This window comes from Candidatus Pantoea formicae, from assembly GCF_011752625.1.
Lineage (GTDB): Bacteria > Pseudomonadota > Gammaproteobacteria > Enterobacterales > Enterobacteriaceae > Pantoea > Pantoea formicae.
On record NZ_VWXD01000006.1, the window covers coordinates 224,834 to 243,839 of the forward strand.

Annotated in this window: 16 protein-coding genes; 2 read left to right on the forward strand and 14 right to left on the reverse strand. The window is 54.2% G+C overall.

The features are described from left to right. Nucleotides 1-5 precede the first annotated feature (5 nt). On the forward strand, nt 6-1,937 hold the full coding sequence (locus tag F3J38_RS18500) for a methyl-accepting chemotaxis protein (RefSeq protein WP_167140828.1): 1,932 nt from the start codon (nt 6-8) through the stop codon (nt 1,935-1,937). Nucleotides 1,938-1,993: 56 nt separating this feature from the next. After that, the gene (bsmA, locus tag F3J38_RS18505) at nt 1,994-2,320 is read left to right on the forward strand and encodes a biofilm peroxide resistance protein BsmA (protein WP_167140829.1); all 327 of its coding nucleotides are present in this window, start codon (nt 1,994-1,996) and stop codon (nt 2,318-2,320) included. Here the strand turns inward: bsmA and F3J38_RS18510 are convergent. From F3J38_RS18510 to tsaE, 14 genes are all read right to left on the reverse strand, one after another. After that, complete coding sequence (locus tag F3J38_RS18510; protein ID WP_167140830.1) at nt 2,294-3,922, reverse strand: isovaleryl-CoA dehydrogenase; 1,629 nt, start codon at nt 3,920-3,922, stop codon at nt 2,294-2,296. The genes bsmA and F3J38_RS18510 overlap by 27 nt on opposite strands. 90 nt (nt 3,923-4,012) lie before the next feature. Continuing rightward, on the reverse strand, nt 4,013-4,747 hold the full coding sequence (rlmB, locus tag F3J38_RS18515) for a 23S rRNA (guanosine(2251)-2'-O)-methyltransferase RlmB (RefSeq protein WP_167140831.1): 735 nt from the start codon (nt 4,745-4,747) through the stop codon (nt 4,013-4,015). A gap of 193 nt (nt 4,748-4,940) precedes the next feature. Next, the gene (rnr, locus tag F3J38_RS18520; protein WP_167140832.1) at nt 4,941-7,391 is read right to left on the reverse strand and encodes a ribonuclease R; all 2,451 of its coding nucleotides are present in this window, start codon (nt 7,389-7,391) and stop codon (nt 4,941-4,943) included. A 16-nt stretch (nt 7,392-7,407) separates the two neighbouring features. Continuing rightward, complete coding sequence (gene nsrR / locus F3J38_RS18525) at nt 7,408-7,851, reverse strand: nitric oxide-sensing transcriptional repressor NsrR (RefSeq protein WP_167140833.1); 444 nt, start codon at nt 7,849-7,851, stop codon at nt 7,408-7,410. Nucleotides 7,852-8,042: 191 nt separating this feature from the next. Beyond that, nucleotides 8,043-9,341: an adenylosuccinate synthase gene (locus F3J38_RS18530; protein WP_097119488.1), complete on the reverse strand. Its 1,299-nt coding sequence runs from the start codon at nt 9,339-9,341 to the stop codon at nt 8,043-8,045. A gap of 177 nt (nt 9,342-9,518) precedes the next feature. Continuing rightward, nucleotides 9,519-9,719: a DUF2065 domain-containing protein gene (locus tag F3J38_RS18535; protein WP_167140834.1), complete on the reverse strand. Its 201-nt coding sequence runs from the start codon at nt 9,717-9,719 to the stop codon at nt 9,519-9,521. Between the two features lie 58 nt (nt 9,720-9,777). Further along, nucleotides 9,778-10,782: a protease modulator HflC gene (gene hflC, locus F3J38_RS18540; protein ID WP_167140835.1), complete on the reverse strand. Its 1,005-nt coding sequence runs from the start codon at nt 10,780-10,782 to the stop codon at nt 9,778-9,780. Nucleotides 10,783-10,785: 3 nt separating this feature from the next. Then, nucleotides 10,786-12,027, reverse strand: a complete 1,242-nt coding sequence (gene hflK / locus F3J38_RS18545) for an FtsH protease activity modulator HflK (RefSeq protein ID WP_167140836.1) — start codon at nt 12,025-12,027, stop codon at nt 10,786-10,788. A gap of 229 nt (nt 12,028-12,256) precedes the next feature. Next, nucleotides 12,257-13,537, reverse strand: a complete 1,281-nt coding sequence (gene hflX / locus F3J38_RS18550) for a ribosome rescue GTPase HflX (protein WP_167140837.1) — start codon at nt 13,535-13,537, stop codon at nt 12,257-12,259. Between the two features lie 80 nt (nt 13,538-13,617). Then, the gene (gene hfq / locus F3J38_RS18555) at nt 13,618-13,935 is read right to left on the reverse strand and encodes an RNA chaperone Hfq (protein ID WP_167140838.1); all 318 of its coding nucleotides are present in this window, start codon (nt 13,933-13,935) and stop codon (nt 13,618-13,620) included. A gap of 101 nt (nt 13,936-14,036) precedes the next feature. Next, nucleotides 14,037-14,987 (reverse strand): tRNA (adenosine(37)-N6)-dimethylallyltransferase MiaA, encoded by a 951-nt coding sequence (gene miaA, locus F3J38_RS18560; protein ID WP_167140839.1) that lies wholly within the window; start codon nt 14,985-14,987, stop codon nt 14,037-14,039. Then, nucleotides 14,980-16,839 (reverse strand): DNA mismatch repair endonuclease MutL, encoded by a 1,860-nt coding sequence (gene mutL / locus F3J38_RS18565; protein ID WP_205298313.1) that lies wholly within the window; start codon nt 16,837-16,839, stop codon nt 14,980-14,982. Before mutL ends, miaA begins: the two co-directional genes overlap by 8 nt. A gap of 42 nt (nt 16,840-16,881) precedes the next feature. Beyond that, the gene (gene amiB / locus F3J38_RS18575; RefSeq protein WP_167140841.1) at nt 16,882-18,531 is read right to left on the reverse strand and encodes an N-acetylmuramoyl-L-alanine amidase AmiB; all 1,650 of its coding nucleotides are present in this window, start codon (nt 18,529-18,531) and stop codon (nt 16,882-16,884) included. Next, on the reverse strand, nt 18,528-19,004 hold the full coding sequence (gene tsaE / locus F3J38_RS18580; protein ID WP_167140842.1) for a tRNA (adenosine(37)-N6)-threonylcarbamoyltransferase complex ATPase subunit type 1 TsaE: 477 nt from the start codon (nt 19,002-19,004) through the stop codon (nt 18,528-18,530). Before tsaE ends, amiB begins: the two co-directional genes overlap by 4 nt. Nucleotides 19,005-19,006: the final 2 nt, after the last annotated feature.

The window sequence follows — 19,006 nt, forward strand, 5'->3', positions numbered from 1 at the left end:
ACTTTATGAAGCGTCTCTCTCTCAGCGCCATGAGTCTTGGCATTAAACTGTCTGTATTGACGTCTATCAGCGTAGCCATTGTGCTGTTTGCCCTCACTTTGACCCTCAGCCATAACGCCGCTCGTCAACTGGAACAACTCGCCACAGACGATATGCAGAATCAGGTATCCGGCATCAATGAGATGGCCACGATGTTCAATGCCACCTTGTCAGAAGAAGTGGCGAATTACACCAGACTGTTCCAGAGCTTTCTGCCCAAGCGCTTTAGCCGTGATGAAAGCGAACGCATTCAGGTGGGTGAGTTCAGCACCCCGACCCTGCGCGCAGGGCTGAAAACCCTTAATCTGGATCAAATCGCGGTGGATGATTTTCTGGACCGCACCAGCGCGGTATCGACCATTTTTGTGCGCGACGGTGAGGATTATGTCCGTATCGCCACCTCATTGAAAAAGGAAGATGGCAACCGCGCGATAGGCACCAAACTGGATCGCAGCAGCGCGGCATGGCGCAGCGTGAATCAAGGGGAAGTGTATCGTGGCTTAACAACCCTGTTTGGCCATCGTTATATCACGCAGTATCAGCCCGTTAAGGACGACAGTGGTAGCGTGATCGCCATTCTGTTCGTGGGTGTGCAAATCGATGCGCAATATGCGCTGATGCGTGACAAAGTGCTGGCACGCCATCTCGGTGATAGGGGCAGCTTCTTTGTGCTGAATGGTGCGCCGGGTAGCACACAAGGACAGTATCTGTTTGATCGCCAATCAGAAGGCCAATTACCGCGCTGGAATTCCGCCGTGCAACAACAGTTGCTCACGCAGCCAAAAGGCTTGCTGAGTATTGAACTCGATGGCGAAACCAAACTGCTGGCGTGGCAACAACTGCCGGGTTGGAACTGGGTGATTGCCGGGGAAGTCAGTCGCGCCAGCCTGCTCGAGCCAATCACTCAGAGCCGTAACCTGTTTATGGCGATGGGCCTTGCACTGGTGATCGCCTTTGCCGTGGGCTTTATGTGGTACAGCCGCCGCGCGATTACCCACCCATTACAGCAGGTGATCCATCTCGCGGAACAATATGCAGCCGGTAACTTGCAGGCGCATCTCGACTCCTCACGCCTGGATGAAATCGGCCAACTGATCTCGGCCATCAATGGCATCGGTGATGGGCTTGAGAAAGTAGTGAGCCAGGTACGCCATGCCGCGCGTGATATCAGCCGGGGCACGGATACCATCGCGGCCAGTAGCTCCAGTATTAGCGAACAGATTGGTCGTCAGGCCAGCAGCGTGGAAGAGACCTCTGCCAGCATGGAACAGTTTGGCGCGACCGTGGCACAAACCGCCGCCAACGTGCGCCAGGCCATGGCGCTGGTGAGTGAAGCGGCCAGCACTGTCGATCAGGGTGGCAATACTGTCGCTCGCTCAGTGGAAACCATGACTGAAATTCGCATCGCATCACAGAGCATTGTCGACATCACTCATGTCATTGAATCCATTGCCTTCCAGACCAATATTTTGGCGCTCAACGCTGCGGTTGAAGCCGCGCGTGCCGGTGAGCATGGCAAAGGCTTTGCAGTGGTAGCGGCGGAAGTTCGCGCCCTGGCGCAACGCAGCGCCACGGCGGCGAAAGAGATCGATACGTTAATCACGACCTCAATCGACAAAGTCGCGGCGGGACATACGCTTTCAGAGCAGACGCGTGAAGCGATGCAGCACATCGTCAGCCACATTGAGCAGGTAAAAACGCTAATGGGCGAAATCAATATTGCCGCACAGGAGCAGGCGGCTGGCATTGGTCAGGTCAATCTGGCGATGAATCACATTGGCCAGGCCACCCATCAAAGCAGTGATATGGTTTCCCAATCCGAGTCCACTGCACACACGCTAAGCCAGCAAGGCCATCATTTAACCCAGTTAGTGAGCGTTTTTCATTTAAAGGACTGATACAAGCCAGGAAGATGGCATAAACTGGAGCTATCTTCCTCTTTCTGGAGCAAGCTATGCGTCGCCTTTTTTTGGTCATAAGCCTGTTGTTAAGTGGCTGTGCTGCGTTCAAAACCACGCCTCAGGCACCGCCACCGCCCACCAGCCACGCGCAAGAGATTACTCGTGCGCAAAGTGACGGCTTGCGTAAACTCGGCAATATCACGGTCACCACACGTGGATCGCCCGATGATGCGGAGCGCGCACTGGCCGCGCGAGCCAACCAACTGGGCGCGGTCTATTATCAAATTCTGATGCTGGATGAAACAACCCTGCCCGGTTTTTGGTATGGCACTGCCATTCTGTATGGCGCTCCCTCAACTGGCGCTGGCGCGCAGCAGTAAACGCGTGGCGAGATCGTCACTCAACGCGCGTCGGCCACGCATATCCAGCTGTTGATCACACCAGGCATCGGCCAGCGGCGGTTCTGCCACTTTGAGCAGCACAGCCGCACTCGCCAATTGTAATATCTCTTGCGTCACGTCTCGTGCCACGCCTTCACGCAGGTTATTCAATTGCAGCCGTAGCTGACGCCATCGACGATCAAAGTGACGGTTACTGCCTTTCACTGCATCGAACTCATCATTCAGCATCGTCATCACATCCGCATGACGCCCTAAAACGCGCAATACGTCGAGGCACATGACATTACCCGAACCTTCCCAAATGCTGTTCACCGGCATTTCGCGATAAAGGCGCGGCAGCTCACTCTCTTCGCAGTAACCCATCCCACCCAGCACTTCCATCGCTTCCGCCACAAACGGCATGCCCGCCTTGCAGATGCCGAATTTCGCGGCGGGAGTCAACAAGCGCGCATATAAGCGTTCATGCTCACTGGCGGGGGTTGACCAGGCTCGTGCCAGCCGTAATAGCAGCGCAGTCTGTCCCTCCAGTTGCAGCGCCTGCTGCGCCAGCACATAACGCATCAATGGCTGGTCGCTGAGGTTTTTTCCCATCACTTGACGCTGCTGCGCGTGGTGCAGAGCGATGGAGAGCGCTCGACGCATCAAACCATGGCTACCCAAGGCACAGTCAAAGCGCGTCATGCCACCCATCTTAAGGATCAAGCGGACGCCATCGCCCTCTTCGCCCATCAACCAGCCAATCGCGTCCTGAAACTCCACTTCGGCACTGGCATTGGAACGATTCCCCAATTTGTCTTTCAATCGTTCGATACGGATGGCATTACGCGTTCCATCCGGCAGCAGTCGTGGCAGGAAGAAACAGCTCAATCCCTGTGCCGTTTGCGCCAGAATCAAATGCGCATCACTTTGTGGCACCGAGAAGAACCATTTGTGGCCGGTAATACGATAAGGCTCACCCGATCCCCGCACGCCAAGCGGTTCCGCGCGCGTCGTATTGCTCAAGACATCCGTACCGCCCTGTTTCTCCGTCATCCCCATACCAATCAACAGCCCGCGCTTTTGGCTGCCCGGCAGATGATGCGCATCGTAACGGTCGCTGAGCAGCGGTTCACGCCAGCTGGCGTAAGCGTCCGGCAGATGGTTTTGCAGCAGCGGGATGGCAGCGTGCGTCATGGTGACGGGACAAAGCGAACCCGCTTCCACTTGGGCATGCAGGATAAAACGCGCAGCACGCGCCACCATCGCATTGGGCTGCACATCCGGTTGCCAACTGAGATTGTGTAAGCGACTGGCACACAAGCCTTGCATCAAAAGATGCCACGCAGGATGGAAGCGGACTTCATCGAGTCGTTCACCACGCGCGTCATAGCGCATCAATTCGGGTGCTTGAGTGTTGGCCAGGCGGCCTAATTCAAGCGATTCGGCGCTGCCAAGTTGCAGCCCGACGGAGGCGAGCCATTCACGATCCCAGCTGGCACCTTCACGGGTGACCGCTTCGACCAAGGCGCTGTCGCGGGTAAACAGGTTAGTGTTGCTGAGTGGTTGCGGTTGATTGAAAACACTGTGAGTTGTCCAAGGCATCACATTGCATCCCCCATACTTGAACACATGGTTCAAGTATGGAGAGGATGTGCAGTTATGCCTGGTACAAAAACACTTTTGCGGCGAGGATCACGCCTGACGCTGGCGCACCGCTTCAAACAGGCACACACCGGTCGCCACAGAGACGTTCAGAGAAGAGACGCTACCTGCCATCGGGATGCTGATCAGCTCATCGCAATGCTCGCGAGTCAGACGACGCATCCCTTCGCCTTCTGCACCCATCACCAGCGCCATTGGGCCGGTCATTTTGCTCTGATACACCGTGTGATCGGCTTCACCTGCGGTACCGACCACCCAAATGTTATATTCCTGCAGCAGACGTAAGGTGCGCGCCAGGTTGGTAACGCGAATCAACGGCACGTTTTCAGCGGCGCCGCTGGCGACTTTTTTCGCTGTGGCATTGAGTGGGGCGGCGCGGTCTTTGGGCACAATGACAGCATGCACGCCAGCGGCGTCTGCGCTACGCAGGCATGCGCCCAGGTTATGGGGATCGGTAACGCCATCCAGCACCAGCAAGAACGGCTTATCGAGGCTTTGCAGCAGGTCCGGCAGGTCGCCTTCCTGATAGTTCTTGCCTTGCTTGACGCGCGCCACAATGCCCTGATGCACCCCGCCTTCCACCTGGCTATCCAGCCATTGACGGTTAGCCACCTGCACTACGATCCCCTGAGCTTCCAGTGCGGCAATCAGTGGCTGCAGGCGACGATCGTCACGGCCTTTGAGAATAAAGACTTCCTGAAAACGCTGAGGATCACGTTCCAGCAGCGCCTGCACGGCATGAATACCAAAAATTATTTCACTCATTTGTTTGCTCAAGGTTGGATGTAGATATTTGAATATTGGGGTAATAACCAGGTGCGCATAAATGCGCACCCTACAAAACGCGCTATTCTGACGTACGGTAGCCATTACAACAGGCTGACCTTACGTAGGGGCGCCATTTATGGCGACCCTTGCATCAAGATGCGATCAGCCCTTCAGGCCTCGCGCCCCAGCCTCAGGCTTCGTTAGGTTTCTTCTTCGGCCCACGCTTGGCCTTTGTGGCGGCGGCGATTTTACGGGTTTTCTCTGAGACTTTTTTGCCTTTTTTCTCAGTTTTTGCCGGTTTTTCAGCAACCGCTGACTTTTTCTTATCACCACGGAATGCAGAATCAGGCTCGAAAGTGCCTTTTTTACCCGCATCACGGCGGCGCTTAGCCGGTGGTTTACCGCCGCGCTTCTCACGTTCACGCTCGGTTTTACCCTCACCGCGCGGCACGCGTTTGCTGGAGATCAGCGCGAAGTCGATTTTTCTTTCGTCCATATGCACCGCTTCGACACGGACTTCAACAGCATCGCCAAGGCGATAAGTACGGCCACCTGACTCACCGATCAGACGTTGACCAATCGGATCGAAGCGATAGTAATCGTTATCCAGCGTGGAAACGTGGACCAAACCATCGATAAACAGGTCATTGAGACGGACAAAGAAACCAAAGCCAGTGACGCTGGAGATCACGCCGTTGAAGACGTTACCCACCTGATCCTGCATAAAGTCACACTTCAGCCAATCGGCCACATCACGCGTTGCTTCGTCAGCGCGGCGTTCGGTCATCGAACAGTGCTGGCCGAGTTGCAGCATCTGCTGCATGTCGTAGTGATAGCCACCGTTTGGTGTGGTATTGCCCTTCAGCGTGCCCTGCTCTTTGGCCAGCAGATACTTAATGGCACGGTGCAGCAGCAGATCGGGATAACGACGAATCGGCGAGGTAAAGTGCGCGTATGACTGAAGCGCCAGACCAAAGTGGCCACGGTTCTCAGGATCGTAAACTGCCTGCTTCATCGAGCGCAGCAGCATGGTTTGCAGCATTTCCGCATCGGGGCGATCGGCCACTTGCTTTAACAAATCGGCATAATCGATGGGGTTCGGTTTCGCGCCGCCCGGCAGACTCAAGCCCAGCTCGTTCAACACGGTACGGAAGCTTTTGATGCTGTCTTCCGTTGGACGATCGTGATCGCGGAACAGCGAAGGTTCCTGATTTTTCTCGACAAAGCGAGCAGAGGCAATGTTCGCGAGAATCATGCACTCTTCAATCAACTTGTGCGCGTCATTGCGTACGGTGCGTTCCACGCGATCAATGCGACGTTCAGCATTGAAAATAAATTTGGCTTCTTCAGTTTCAAAGGAGATGCCGCCACGCTGTTCACGTGCAATTTCCAGCGCCTGATACATTTGATGCAGCTCTTCCAGATGCTTCACCTGCGCGGCGTACTGCTCGCGCAACTCAGCATCACCCTGCAGAATGTTCCACACTTTGGTGTAGGTCAGACGCGCATGGGAGTTCATCACCGCTTCATAATGTTTGAAACCGGTCAGCTTACCGCCCGCAGAGACCGTCATCTCGCAGACCATGCACAGGCGATCCACCTGTGGATTGAGTGAGCAGAGGCCGTTAGAGAGAATCTCTGGCAGCATCGGCACCACTTGAGAGGGGAAGTACACGGAGGTGCCGCGCTGGTGCGCTTCCGCATCCAGTGCCGTACCCGGACGCACGTAATAACTCACATCGGCAATCGCCACCCAGAGACGCCAGCCACCACCGCGTTTTTTCTCACAGTACACCGCATCATCAAAGTCACGCGCATCTTCACCATCAATGGTGACCAGCGGTAACTTGCGCAGATCGACGCGGCCTTGTTTCGCCGCTTCTGGCACTTGCTCATTTAGCTTAGAAATCTCTTTCTCAACTTCTTCCGGCCAGGTATGGGGGATCTCGTGGGTGCGCAGCGCCATATCGACTGCCAAGCCGGTGCCCATATTATCGCCAAGAATCTCGGTAACCTTGCCGATGGCTTTGGTGCGGCGGGTTGAGCGCTGCACGATCTCTACGACCACCACTGAGCCCATGCGCGCGCCCTGGGTTTCTTCCTGCGGGATCAGGATATCAAAGCTCAGGCGGCTGTCATCCGGCACCACAAAACCTGTACCGGCATCGGTAAAGTAGCGGCCCACAATCTGGCTATTACGCGGTTCCAGCACGCGCACGACGCGTGCCTCACGACGACCTTTACGATCCGCACTGCCCGGCTGCGCCAGAATCACATCACCGTGCAGGCAAAATTTCATCTGCTCAGCAGAGAGATAAAAATCGTCTTTCTGGCCTTCCACGCGCAGGAAGCCATAGCCATCACGATGGCCAATCACTTTGCCGCGCAGTAAGTCGAGGCGCTCTGGCAAGGCGTAACATTGACGACGGGTAAACACCAGCTGACCGTCGCGCTCCATGGCGCGCAGACGACGGCGCAGCGCTTCGAGCTGCTCTTCGCTGGTGATATTCAATTCCTGGGCAATTTCATCACGATTGATGGGTTTCTCACGCTTTTCAAACAGCGCCAGAATAAATTCGCGGCTTGGAATGGGGTTGTCGTACTTCTCTGCTTCTCTATCCTGGAAAGGATCTTTTGACATTACGGTTCCTCCGATGTCATTTAATTTGGATTGCCACCGGCGGTTCGGACAATAAAATTTGGTACAGCGAATCGTTATCTTTGACCAGGTCAGCCAGCGTGTAGTTATCCAATTCCTGCAGGAAAAGTTGGACCGCACTGTTCAGTGCATTACGCAGACGACAGGCTGGGGTGATAGCACACTCTTCACAGTTCACCAGCTGCAAAGGCTCCATTTTTCTCACAACCTGGCCAATCACGATTTTTTCCGGGTCCATGCCTAAACGAATTCCGCCGTTTTTACCGCGTGTTGCGGCGACAAAGCCAGCCCGGCTCAGTTGATTGATGATTTTAACCATATGGTTACGCGACACTCCGTAGGTGTCGGTGACTTCGGTAATGTTGGTCTGCTTACCTTCCGGCAACGTCGCCATGTAAATCAGCGCACGCAGACCATAATCGGTAAAACTTGTTAGTTGCACATATACCTCGGTGAATCATCGGGCGTTAGGGTTATGCGCCGGTCGGCGTGGTGTTTAAGTATGATGATAAACCAGTGTGTGAAGGCCGGTGCGTTTTTTTCAGGCAAGTATCGATAACTGCAAGAAAAAAGAGAGTGAGCGGAGTCAAAGAGCGGATAAACAAAGGCCGGACTATGTCCGGCCTGAGAAGATTATGCGTCGAACGGGTCGCGCAGAATCATGGTCTCACTACGGTCCGGGCCAGTAGAAATAATATCAATCGGCACACCGGTCACTTCTTCTACACGCTTAATGTAATCACGTGCTGCCTGTGGCAAACCTTCCAGCGTCTTCACGCCAAAGGTGGTTTCGCTCCAGCCTGGCATGGTTTCGTAGATTGGCTCAATGCCTTCCCAACCTTCCGCAGCCAGTGGCGTGGTGGTCATTTCGCGGCCATCAGGCATACGATAAGCCACACAGATTTTCACTTCTTTCAGGCCATCCAACACGTCCAGTTTGGTCATGCAGAAACCTGACAGAGAGTTGATTTGTACCGCACGACGTACTGCAACCGCATCCAGCCAGCCAGTACGACGACGACGACCGGTGGTCGCGCCAAACTCGTGGCCCTGTGCACACAGGAACTCACCGGTTTCATCAAACAGTTCGGTTGGGAATGGACCTGCACCCACGCGAGTTGAGTAAGCTTTCACGATACCCAGCACATAATCGACGTAACGCGGACCGATACCAGAACCGGTCGCTACGCCACCCGCGGTGGTGTTCGACGAGGTCACATACGGATAAGTACCGTGGTCGATATCCAGCAGCGTACCCTGCGCACCTTCGAACATGATCAGATCGCCACGCTTACGCGCGCCGTCCAACAGGTCAGAAACGTCAACCACCATGCTGGTCAGAATGTCAGCCACAGCCAACGTATCGCTCAGCACTTTTTCGTAGTCAACCGCATCGGTTTTGTAGTAATTAACCAGCTGGAAGTTATAGAAATCGACGATTTCTTTCAACTTAACGGCGAAGGTTTCTTTGTTGAAGAGATCGCTCACGCGCAGACCGCGACGTGCAACTTTATCTTCGTAAGCTGGACCGATACCACGACCGGTAGTACCGATAGCTTTGGCGCCACGCGCTTTCTCGCGCGCCACGTCCATCGCGACGTGATATTGGAGAATCAGTGGACATGCTTCAGAGATCAGCAGACGTTCACGTACCGGCACACCGCGCTCTTCCAAGCCTTTCATCTCTTTCATCAGCGCTTCAGGTGAAAGCACAACACCATTACCAATGATGCTGGTCACGTTATCACGCAGGATGCCAGATGGAATTAAGTGGAGGACGGTTTTTTCACCGTTGATGACAAGTGTATGGCCTGCATTGTGGCCACCCTGGTAACGCACAACGTAATTCGCGCGTTCAGTCAGAAGGTCTACGATCTTACCTTTACCTTCGTCACCCCATTGGGTGCCCAGTACGACGACGTTCTTACCCATTTTTTCAAAATCACCGATTGCTTAAAAATGGATTCTACCACCGGATTTTGTCTCTTTCAGCACTTTTAGCATACGATTGCGCGGTTTTTTGCCTGAGTTTTGGTCAACTCACAACATGTAGGGGAAATCATGATGGCAAAACACAATTTATCCATGCGACATCACAAAAATTCAGATTCAACCATTCGCATGGACGCTGAGCATGTAATAAATCACAACACCTGCCACCACCAAGCCACCGCCAAAACGATGCAGGATGCGGTCGGGTAATTGCGCCATCGACAAGATCATGCGACGCCAGATGCGTGGCAGGAACATCGGTCCCAACCCTTCCAGCACCAAAACGAGCGCGAGTGCCATCCAGATGGTTGTGTTCATTGTATTTTTCCCAAAAAAAAGGCCGACAACATTGTCGGCCTCAAGGTTATATCAGTTATTAACGCGTGGTGTTAGTAGGCGCCTTCATAAAGCGGAAGAAATCGCTATCCGGGCTTAATACCATCACATCCTGATTATCAGAGAAGCTGTTCTCATAGGCACGCAAGCTACGGATAAAGGCGTAAAAATCAGGATCCTGACTGAATGCATCGGCAAACAGCTTCGCTGCCTGAGCATCCCCTTCACCACGAGAAATCAGCGCCTGACGCTGAGCTTCTGCCAGAGTACGCGTCACCTGGTAGTCTGCCTGCGCACGCAGTTTCTCTGCCTCTTCCTGACCTTGTGAACGCTGACTACGCGCTACGGCTTCACGTTCAGCACGCATACGGTTGTAGATAGCATCTGACACTTCAGCTGGCAGGTTGATCTGCTTGATACGTACATCAACCACCTGAATACCCAGAGCCGCCATACTGTTCGGATTCGGCGCTGGTTCGTTGCTGTTGGTTTCACGCTCAACACGGGCTGCCGCGCTGGCGATAGCATCATCTGCTGCTGGCGTCGCGACTTCATCATCATTGCCCGCAGTACCGGTATTCAGGGCATCGCGCACGTCGGTAGTCAGACGGCCACGTGAGTCCGTGACGATGTCCTTCACATCCAGACGACCCATTTCAGAACGCAGACGGTCGCTAAACTTACGCTTCAGCAGGACTTCTGCCTGAGAAACGTCGCCACCACCGGTTGCCAGGTAGTAACGGCTGAAATCACTGATACGCCATTTGATGTAGGAATCAACGATCAGATCTTTCTTCTCTTTGGTCACAAAGCGGTCAGCTTGGTTATCCATGGTCTGAATGCGTGCATCCAGCGACTTCACGGTCTCAATAAATGGAATCTTGAAGTGCAAGCCCGGTTCGAATACTTGCGGTTTGTTCTCGCTGTCACGCAGAACCTTACCGAAACGCAGCACGATGCCACGCTCACCTTCTTGCACCACAAACAGTGATGCGTACAGCGCCACCAGTACGACAATGATTACGGCGATAATTGGCTTACGCATCGATTACTCCCTCCCTGCGCGCTGGGTATCGTTGCGCAGCGCATTCGCGCGACGCTGGTCCATGATGCTACTTGGACTGTAAGATGAAGTCTCATCGCTGCTGGCAGTGCTGCCTGACGAAGACGGCAACTTCATCAAATTGGTATTTTTCTGGCCGCCCTGGTTGCCAGAAACTTGGCCCCCACGCATCAGTTGATCCAGTGGCAGAACCATCAGGCTGTTACCACGGTCGTTAACCAATACCTTGCGCGTATGACTGAGCACGCGTTCCATGCTTTCGATATACAGACGCTCTTTGGTAATTTGCGGTGCGGCTTTGTATTCAGGCAGCAGTAACGCAAAGCGGGCCACTTCACCCTGAGCTTCCAATACCGTACGCTCTTTGTAAGCACGGGCTTCTTCAAGAATACGTTGAGCCTGACCGTTTGCACGCGGCTGTACTTCATTCGAGTAGGCTTCTGCTTCACGCACGTACTGCTCACGGTTCTCACGTGCGGCGATGGCATCGTCAAACGACGCTTTCACCTCTTCCGGTGGACGCGCCGCCTGGAAGTTCACGTCGAGCAGCGTGATACCCATGTTGTAAGGACGGATGGTTTCGTCAAGCTCACGCTGGGTTTCGCTACGCACCACGGTACGGCCTTCTGTCAGAATACGATCCATGGTGGAACGACCGATGACACCGCGCAGCGCGCTGTCAGTGGCCTGGCGCAGGCTGTCGTCAGCACTGGTGACCGCATACAGATAGCGTTCAGGATCGGTCACACGGTACTGCACGTTCATTTCAACGCGCACCACGTTTTCGTCTGAAGTCAGCATCACGCCAGAAGCAGCCAGCTCACGCACGGCTTCAACGTTGACGGCACGGACCTGATCGATAAAGGTCGGTTTCCAGTTCAGACCCGGCTCAACCAGATGGCTGAATTTGCCGAAGCGCGTCACCACGCCTCGTTCCGCTTCTTTGATGGTGTAGAAACCGCTGGCAGCCCAGATGACCACTGCGGCTACAGCAACGATGCCAACCAGTTTGCCACCGCTACCACCGCCGCGCTGGCCATTGTTGTCACTCTGTTTGCCACCGCCCAGTCCGCCGAGTTTTTTACTCAGCTTACGGAAGATATCATCCAGATCAGGAGGCCCCTGATCGCGCCCTCCCTTATTTCCCCCAGAGTTGCCGCCTTGATTATTGCTGCTTCCCCACGGGTCGCGGTCCTGTCCGTTATTTCCGGGCTGATTCCACGCCATGTCTCTACTCCATTTATTGTATTTACGTTTTTTACCCTTCCTCTTTCGAATTGCAGCTGCGTTGGCTGTCTTCGTTCACTCCAGTCACTTACTGACGTAAGCTCCCGGAGATTCACTCAGTTGCCGCCTTGCTGAAATCCGAAATAGTCGGTCAAAACCTGCTTATCTGCGGCTTACAGCAATTGTCACAACACTTTTCAATCAGTTGGGTAAAGGCGTTAGGGCAATATCAAACAATATAACTGGCTAAGGATGGCTCCTGCTTGCACAAACGACGCCAGTCAACGATAGGCATTCGCACGTGTAAACCGACAGAGCCATCATCTTCATTCCATTCTTTTTCAATCGCCTGCAACTGATAGAAGCGGCTGCGCAAACGGCCCGCTTCCGGCGGCAGACGTAAATCGTACTGCGCAATTTCACCGGCTAAACGCTCAGAAAGCGCCTGCCAAAGTAAAGGTAGACCTTCTCCACTCTGAGCGGAAAGCCACACGCGAGTGGGTTTATTCTCTTCATCACGATCAATACGCGGCACAAAGCCATCCAGCATATCGATCTTATTCATTACCAACAGCGTCGGTATCTCATCGGATTCGATTTCTGCCAGCACTTCATTTACGGCTTCAATATTGTCGTTAACGCGTAAATCGGCAGCATCGATCACATGCAGTAATAACGTCGCCTGACGCGTTTCCTGCAGAGTAGCTTTAAAGGCCGCCACTAAGTCATGTGGCAAGTGGCGGATAAAACCAACGGTATCCGCTAATACCACTTCACCCACGTCTGCAACGTTCAGGCGACGCAAAGTCGGATCAAGTGTGGCAAACAGCTGATCCGCCGCATACACATTGGCAGATGTCACCGCATTGAACAGGGTGGATTTTCCGGCGTTGGTGTAACCCACCAGTGAAACGGTTGGCACATCGGCTTTGGCGCGGGCTTGTCGGCCCTGTTCACGCTGTTTCTCTACACGCTCAAGGCGGGAAAGGATAAGGCTGATGCGGTTACGCAACAAACGACGGTCCGTTTCCAACTGCGTTTCACCCGGTCCACGCAGACCGATACCGCCTTTTTGGCGTTCGAGGTGCGTCCATCCACGCACTAATCGGGTTGCCATATGGCGTAACTGTGCCAGCTCGACCTGTAATTTACCCTCATGGGTACGGGCGCGCTGGGCAAAAATATCGAGAATTAAGCCAGTGCGGTCGACAACGCGACATTCACACACTCGCTCGAGATTACGTTCTTGGGCAGGCGATAAGGCATGATCGAATAACACGACCGATGCTCCACTCGCTTTCACCGCATCGGCAATTTCAACTGCCTTTCCTTCACCGACAAAATATTTGGGATGTGGCGCTTTACGGCTGCCAGTGATCACTTGCAGCGCTTCGACGCCCGCAGAAGAGACAAGAGTTTCAAACTCCTGCAAATCTTCCAGCTCTTTGTCTTGGGAGAACCAGATGTGTACCAGTACGGCCTGCTCACCGGCATCATAACGGTCAAACAAGCTATAACCTCGCTAAAATAAAATAACCAGGACGGGAAAACGTTTTCGCTCCCCAGCCCTGGCTTTACGGCATCGCAAAATTATTCTGCGTTATCGCCGTCTTGTTGTGGCTGCGACTGAGCGCCCTGGTTGCTTCCGCCATGATGGTAATTGCTGCTACCACCGCTACCGCCCGGGTTGTTGCTATGGTGCGAAACCGGACGCGAAGGAACCACTGTAGAGATGGCGTGCTTGTACACCATCTGGCTAACCGTGTTTTTCAACAGAATGACGAACTGATCAAAGGATTCAATTTGTCCTTGCAGCTTAATACCATTCACCAAATAGATCGAAACCGGTACACGTTCACGACGCAATGCGTTCAAAAACGGGTCTTGTAATGATTGCCCCTTAGCCATTCTATCTTTTCCTTATATGCTTGTTGTTTGTTACTTTAAGAACCGTGGTTCAGAAAAACTGCGTAAAAATTTGCGCACGATAACGGACCAATTGTACACAATCATCCCTGCTTCGCACTAACTACCTGAAGCACCGCATTACGCGCTAATTCTGGCTCGTCACTGTCTAACCAGTGGACTTCAGGCCAGCCACGTAACCAGGTCATCTGGCGTTTAGCGAGCTGCCGGGTGGCGCAAATTCCCCGATAAACCATTTCGTCGTAATCGATTTCACCAGAAAGATAAGACCACATCTGGCGATAACCTACACAACGAATGGAAGGCATGTCCGTATGCAAATCACCTCGTGCAAACAGTTCACGAGCCTCCGCTTCAAATCCTGACGCTAGCATCTGGTCGTAACGCAACGCAATGCGTTGATGTATCAGTTCACGACTCGCCGGAGCGATAGCAAATTGGTACACGTCGTAGGGTAACGCTTCGCCGGATGTTTTTGTCAGTTCCGTTAAAGTTTTACCCGAAATAAAAAAAACTTCCAGTGCTCGCGAAAGTCTCTGCGGATCATTCGGATGAATACGACTACCCGCGACCGGATCGATTTCACACAGTTGGCGGTGCAGGGCTTCCCACCCCTTCTCCGCCGCCATTTGCTCAATCTTCTGGCGCACGTCGGGATCGGCCGAGGGCAACGGCGACAATCCTTCAAGCAACGCCTTGAAGTAGAGCATGGTTCCACCAACAAGCAGCGGAATCTTACCCTTTTGGGTAATCTCCGCCATTTCTGCCAAGGCATCGCGACGAAACTCTGCAGCGGAATACGCTTCCGCTGGGTCACGAATGTCCAGCAAACGATGGGGCGCCAGTGCTAACTCTTCTGCCGACGGTTTCGCCGTGCCAATATCCATCCCGCGATAGATTAAGGCAGAGTCAACGCTGATTAGTTCAACCGGAAGTTGCTGACGCAACGAGATGGCTAACGCCGTCTTTCCGGAAGCAGTAGGCCCCATCAAAAAAATTGCCTTTGGCCGGCCAGCCTGGTTTAGTTCACTCATGCTTCAACGCGTTAATCGCGCTCTCAATCTCAATGGTCTGTAACAGACCTGAAGGCGGCGACTTCAGCAGTTGCGGACAAAGCCGTTCCAGCTCTGCCAGCAGTGCAATCGCCTGCGAGTGATTCCAGTTCGCTGTTTCTGCTTCATCACGTCTTGCCAGCCATTGGGCCAGCGAGGATGCAGAAACCTCTTGCTGCCGGGCGAGATAGCCTAACAGGTCTGGAATCAAGATTTGTAAATTTTGTGTTCGTAACGGTAAAGGGACAGCGCGTAGGGTCACATGCTGACCTTCTCTTTGTAAATCAATGCCCATCAAGCCCAACAGCGCGGCTTGCGACTCAATAATATTCAACTCTTCTTTGGCAATTTTCAGCCGTACGGGGATCAACAATGGCTGAGGCTTTAGCCCCTCTTCTCCCGGTTGTAACTGGGCCTGTTTTAGCCAGCGCGCAGCAACACTCAGTGAAAGAAGCTGCAACTGAGTGCCACGCTCCAACAACGCATAGCGTTCGTGCATCACGCTTAATACGCGACCAAAGCTCTGTGCATGCGCAGCCAGTGGCGCTTCTCGTGCGTCCGCTTGCCGGGCAGCAGGCTTCGAGGGGGAGATAACATCCCGTGGCGTTTCCACCACAGATGTTTTCATCAACTGCTGATAAGCAGTCCCTTCACGTGCGCGATAAACCGGCTCTTTGCTCTGCCAACCTGCTTGCGCGCCGCTTGTAGATGTTCCGGCGTTGTGACGAGGTGTGTTGGCGGGCTGTGCGAAGTGATTAGCCCCCGCAGCCTGGCGATTTTCCGGCTGCCACTGTGGGATCGGTTCTTCCGCATGCGCGATCGGTAACGCCGCCGCACGACTGGCCTGCAGTGCGCTCATCACGCCCTGCCAGATAAAGTCATGTACCAGCCGCGACTGGTGAAAGCGCACTTCATGCTTGGCGGGGTGTACATTCACATCCACCTGATGAGGATCAATTTCCAGATAAAGCACATAAGCCGGTTGTTGGTCGTCACCAAGTTGCGTCTGATAGGCTTGGCGGATGGCGTGGTTGATCAGCTTGTCACGCATCATACGGCCATTCACATAGCAGTACTGTAGGTCGGTAACCTGACGCGAACCCGCCGGATCGGCCACCCAGCCGCGTAATGCCAGATCGTCATGCTGCCAGTCAATGCGCAGCGCATGCTGCATAAATGTGGTGCCACAGATGGCGCCTAACCGACGCTCTCGCTGCGCATCCTGATCCACCGCGCGATACTGTCGCATCAGCTTGCCGTTGTGCGTCAGTGATATCGCCACGTCAAAACGTGCCAGCGCGATACGGCGAATCACCTCATCAATGTGCGTAAATTCGGTTTTTTCGGTACGCATAAACTTGCGCCGCGCCGGGGTGTTGTAGAACAGATCGAGCACTTCAAGCGATGTGCCTACCGGATGGGCCGCAGGTTTCACCGTGACATCCATATCACGCCCTTCCGCATAGGCTTGCCAGGCTTCGTTTTGTTCCGCAGTACGTGAGGTGAGCGTCAGACGCGAAACCGAGCTGATACTGGCAAGTGCTTCGCCGCGGAAACCGAGGCTGACAATCGCCTCCAGATCATCAAGCGAGGAAATTTTGCTGGTGGCATGACGCGCCAGCGCCATCGCCAACTCCGCTTTGGCAATACCGCAGCCGTTATCACGGATGCGAATAAGCTTGGCGCCGCCTTTTTCGATATCAACATCAATACGGGTTGCCCCCGCATCAAGACTGTTTTCCACCAGCTCTTTAACGACCGATGCCGGTCGCTCAACCACTTCGCCTGCGGCAATCTGGTTCGCCAGCTGCGGAGGTAAAATCTGTATTGGCATGGTGGTGTTCCTTGTAGCGGGCTGGCTCCTTAGAGCCAGCAATCAGGATTGCGGAATCTTTAAATTTTGCCCCAGCATGACATTGCTCGACTTCATATTATTCGCCTGCATGATGGCTTTGGGACTGACGCCATAATGCGCCGCAATCCCGGTGAGCGAATCCCCTCTCACCACTTTATGCCGCGTTGGACGACTGGCCGTAGTGGCGATGACGCCCGACTTTGCGGGCACCTTCAGGCGTTGCCCCACCCATACCACATCGCGCTTCAGATTGTTGAGATCGCGCAAGGTGTCCATGCTGACGCCATATTTGGCGGCAATGCCGGAGAGTGTCTCACCGCTCGTCACTGTGTGGCGTTGAGTGGCGCCGGTATATTGCACAGTGCCCGTCGCCGGGTTGCTGGCTACGCTAACCGCTGGTGCGCTGTCCAGCGGCCGGTTTTCCTCCTTTGGGATGGATTGCAGCGGATGCGCGAGGAAATAGTTACGCAGTCCTTTATAAATCGACTGAGCAATCTTCTCCTGATACGCGCTACTGCCAAGCAGCCGCTCCTCCGCCGCGTTACTGATAAAGCCAGTCTCAACCAGTAAAGAAGGGATATCCGGGGAACGCAACACGCCAAGGCTGGCATGTTCCGGTAAACGTTTGTGCAACGGTGTGACACCACGCAGTTGCTGCAACACTTTTACCGCTACGTCATAACCTACGCGCTGAGAGTGGCCGAACTGCAAATCCAGCACCGCCTGGCTTAGGTAGGGATCGGCCTGGCTGTTCGCCAGTAAATCGCCGGCACCACCCAGCAGTTCAGACTGCTTCTCTTTCTGCTCCAGCCAGTTAGCCATTTCGTTGTTCGCGCGACGGTTTGACAGCACCCAGACCGATGCACCGGTCGCTGAATGGTTTGGTGCGGCATCGGCGTGAATGGAAACCAGCAGGTTGGCATTCTCTTTACGCGCCACCTCTGAACGGCCCATCACCGAAATGAAGTAGTCGCCGTTACGCGTCAAGACTGGCTTGAACATCGGGTCCTGATCCATCAATGCCTTAAGTTTACGCGCAATGGCAATGGTGACGTTTTTCTCATGCAATCCATGCTGACCCGAGGCACCCGGGTCCTGGCCGCCGTGGCCGGCGTCGATCGCGACAATCACCGCTTCGTTACGCGATACCGCACCGCCAGGGCGCACCGTAGTATTGGTGTTAGAAACCGTGGTGACGGGATTGGCATTGAACGGATTCGCGGCACTTTCACTCTGACGTACCGCCGTCACGGGAGCGGCAGCCGAGCTACGACGTGCCGGCTGCGTGCCGTTGATAGTGAACACAACGCGGTACTGATTACCCTCGCGCTGTGTGGTCGCACGTGTCTTTGCCGCCTGCGTTAGCTCAAACACCAAACGAATGCTTTGTTTATCTTTTGGCTGGCTATTGCGAATGCGCTGAACAATGTTTTCACCGCTGAAATTGAGCGGTAAGCCTTTAATCGCACCGCTCTGGCGAATATCCAGCACTACGCGGTTCGGGTTGTGTAGCGGAAAAAAACCATACACAGGTTGGCCGTTAAAGCTCAGTGTGACCGTCGCCTGGCTGTCACCGTTCTCGACTTTAATATCTGACAACGTGGCTGCTAGCGTCGAGGCAGAAAAGAGACAGAGCGCCGCCAGCAAAATCCCTTTCATCCGTGAAATCATGCCTGCTCCCTGCCTTGCTGAAACTGCTGCAACAAGGTTTCACCTACTGCAGAAACGGCATTGATTTCTGCTTCACGTGCAGAATCCACATAGCGCAACGTCAGCGCCAGATCGGGCTCCGGCAGCACGCCACTCCCCTGCTGCGGCCACTCCACTAAGCAAAGGGCATCACCGCTGAAATAGTCGCGAATCCCCATGAACTCCAGCTCTTCGGGGTCGGCGAGGCGATAAAGATCGAAGTGATACAGCGTGCGTGAACCAATCTCGTACGGTTCGACCAGCGTATAGGTGGGGCTTTTGACATTGCCCTGATGGCCCAGCGCCTGCAAAAAGCCGCGACTAAAGGTGGTTTTACCGGCACCAAGATCGCCATAAAGATAGATCACCACCGCGCTGCTGCATACGCGCGCCAGTTGCGCACCCAGATTCAGGGTTGCTGCCTCATCGGGCAAAGGGAGAACACAGGTCTTCATGC